This is a genomic window from Flavobacterium sp. UBA4854 (assembly GCF_002399805.1).
Lineage (GTDB): Bacteria > Bacteroidota > Bacteroidia > Flavobacteriales > Flavobacteriaceae > Flavobacterium > Flavobacterium ginsengisoli.
Genome location: NZ_DHEI01000084.1, coordinates 66225 through 68815, shown reverse-complemented (window position 1 = coordinate 68815; position 2591 = coordinate 66225). Strand labels below are relative to the sequence as shown.

The window sequence follows — 2591 nt, the reverse complement described above, 5'->3', positions numbered from 1 at the left end:
GATTCTTGCGCAATAATTTGTGCCAAAGTTGTTTTTCCTGTTCCTGGAGGTCCCCAGAAAATCAATGAAGGAATTATTCCTTTTGAAATTTGTTGTGTTAAAGAACCGGTTGGACCAACCAAATGTTGTTGGCTTATATAATCTTCTAATTTTTGCGGACGAATACGCTCTGCTAAAGGTGCTTCCATATTACAAAATTACTGTTTTAAGATTTAAATTTCATTCATTCAAAAGTTAAAACAGTTCATGGAGAGATCGATTGTTCTGATTTGAGACAATTCTTTATCTTGGTATGACAAAATATCAGTAAATTATTTTTGGATAGTTTTTTGAGTTCTGTTAGATGTTATTTTCTAAAAATATGAGCGACACTAATTTTAAGTTTTCAAATTCGGTTATTGGACTTCCATTGTTTTTTGTCCTTTTTTTATGGATAATATATTGGCTTCAGATTCGCTTTGATTTTGATTTTTACCGATTCGGAATTTATCCTCGTGATTTTATTGGACTGCGAGGTGTTTTCTTCAGTCCATTCATTCATGAAAATTTAGATCATTTATACAATAATAGTATTCCGCTTGTAATATTATTGGCGGCGATGCAGTTTTTTTATCCAAAACAAACGTTTGGAGTTATAAGTTATGGAATAATATTTTCAGGATTGATTACTTGGGTAGTAGGAAGAGAGAATTTTCATATTGGAGCAAGCGGATTAATTTATGTTTTAGTTAGTTTTATTTTTTTTAAAGGTATTCAGACTAAATATTATAGATTGGTTGCATTATCCTTAACTGTGATTTTGCTTTATGGCGGAATGATATGGTATGTTTTTCCCGATGTTGATCAATCTATTTCTTGGGAAGGGCATTTAGCAGGACTTATTACGGGTTTTGTTTTGACTTTATTTTACAAAGCGCCCGAATATGCAAAACCAATTGTTTACGATTGGCAACGTCCAGATTTTGATCCTAGCCTTGATCCTTTCATGAAACATTTTGATGAAAACGGAAATTTTGTTACTTTTTCTCATGAAGACGAAGAAGGACAAATTCAGTATTTTTCGTCAAGCCATCCTGTAAATTATATAGTAATTAAAAAAGCTGATCAAGAAGAAGAAGCTGACCAGTAATTTTCTTTGAAATAAAAAGAGTAAATTTGTTAAACTAACAATTTAATTTTGAGCATTATGGAAATGAAGATTGTCGTTTTATTTTTGTTTTTTGTTTTTAATGCAAAAGGCGTTGCTCAATGTGAAATAAAAAATAGGGTGCAGGCAGATGGGAGTATGATCTACTATTTTGAGCCAACAGCTTTTTACACTACAAAATCAAAATCGCTGAAAATTAATATTGTTACAGACAAAGAACATTATTTCGTAGCACTGCAGCCTACGCCTTTTCCTGATAAGAAAGAAGGGAAAAAAATTAAGGACGATTTAATAATTCTTCTAGCAGATAACAAAACATATAAGCTAGCACATTACGATACTCAATATCGACGTAACGATTCTATAATGCAGGTACTTTATTTGATTGACGATAAAGATCTCGATGCGTTTTCTAATTACGAAGCTGTAAGTGCAGATATCAATATGCAGGGAACTGAATTTGTACGAAGCTATAATTTTAAGCTTCATAAAAACGCTATTGTTGAACAGCTTAAATGCTTTTTGAAGAAAGAAGAAAACTAACTTTATTCTTCGTCTTTTACTTCAGGATGTTTTTTGGCTTCAATTTTCTTTTTAAGATTTCGAAAAAAATTATTGAAACTTATAGTAAGCGAAGCTGCGTTGGTTGTTTGGTTTCCATTATTTCTTGGAAGATATTCGTTGCAATACGTTAATTCAACCTGAAAATCATCTGTAAATAAATAGCCAGCACCAATATTGAATCGATTTCGATCAAAAAAACTTTCTCCAGTAACATTTGCTCCAGATTTAAAATAAATTTCATCTGATGCAATCGCATATACGACTCCACTTCTTAAAAATTTACTGTTAATGGGCTGTATATATCTAATCTGTTGTCGGTATCTAAAAACATTTTCATATTGATCATCATCATTTTTAATATGACGATATTCAGTACGCATTCTTGTACTTAAAGTGTAACCTGTTTTGTGAAAATAATAAATGCCTTGAAGAGCAAACCGCCATTCGGGAGATTCGAACTGACCAATTTCGGGAACATCTCTGTTGCTGAAATAGGCAACAAAGGCAGAGAGTTTCCATCTGGGAGAAAAGTAATAATGTCCCCAACCTCTAATGGATCTTTGAATAGTATTTTCGAATAAATTTGGAGATGATTCAGAACTGCTATAAGCTGCAGCAAAATCAATTTCGGTTGCCCATTTTTTGCTTAAAGTCTGGTTAAACTGAATTTCATTCCAAAATTGATTGTATGTAGTATTTTGTCCGTAGCTGTTTGTAATTAATAGAATTACAAACAGGCATCGGAATATTGTAATTTTTGATTTTGAATTAGATTTTGAAAGCATTAATTAAAGGTATTTAATTATTTCATTCGCATCTTAATCTCTCAATGTATTTTTTAGATTCTTTGTCGAACAGCTTCGTATAGAAAAGCACCACA

4 protein-coding genes are annotated in these 2591 nt (G+C 31.6%); 2 read left to right on the top strand and 2 right to left on the bottom strand.

Features of this window, described 5'->3' with window-relative positions; genetic code table 11:
* A partial coding sequence (locus tag B3J44_RS12350) for an AAA family ATPase (RefSeq protein ID WP_286968685.1) occupies window positions 1–188 on the bottom strand: 188 nt, incomplete at its 3' end.
* A 173-nt stretch (window positions 189–361) separates the two neighbouring features.
* Here B3J44_RS12350 and B3J44_RS12345 point away from each other — a divergent pair.
* Together B3J44_RS12345 and B3J44_RS12340 are read left to right on the top strand one after the other, a co-directional pair.
* Entirely contained in the window at window positions 362–1129 is a 768-nt protein-coding gene (locus B3J44_RS12345; protein WP_286968684.1) for a rhomboid family intramembrane serine protease, read from the top strand.
* 57 nt (window positions 1130–1186) lie between these two features.
* The gene (locus B3J44_RS12340; protein ID WP_286968683.1) at window positions 1187–1690 is read left to right on the top strand and encodes a hypothetical protein; all 504 of its coding nucleotides are present in this window, start codon (window positions 1187–1189) and stop codon (window positions 1688–1690) included.
* A gap of 2 nt (window positions 1691–1692) precedes the next feature.
* Here the strand turns inward: B3J44_RS12340 and B3J44_RS12335 are convergent, their stop codons facing one another.
* Window positions 1693–2496 (bottom strand): DUF2490 domain-containing protein, encoded by an 804-nt coding sequence (locus B3J44_RS12335; RefSeq protein WP_286968682.1) that lies wholly within the window; start codon window positions 2494–2496, stop codon window positions 1693–1695.
* Window positions 2497–2591: the final 95 nt, after the last annotated feature.

Excerpts from the sequence above, each read along its gene's own strand:
- B3J44_RS12345 (WP_286968684.1), top strand. The coding sequence starts at position 362 with ATGAGCGACACTAATTTTAAGTTTTCAAATTCGGTTATTGGACTTCCA.
- B3J44_RS12340 (WP_286968683.1), top strand. The coding sequence starts at position 1,187 with ATGGAAATGAAGATTGTCGTTTTATTTTTGTTTTTTGTTTTTAATGCA.
- B3J44_RS12335 (WP_286968682.1), bottom strand. The coding sequence starts at position 2,496 with ATGCTTTCAAAATCTAATTCAAAATCAAAAATTACAATATTCCGATGC.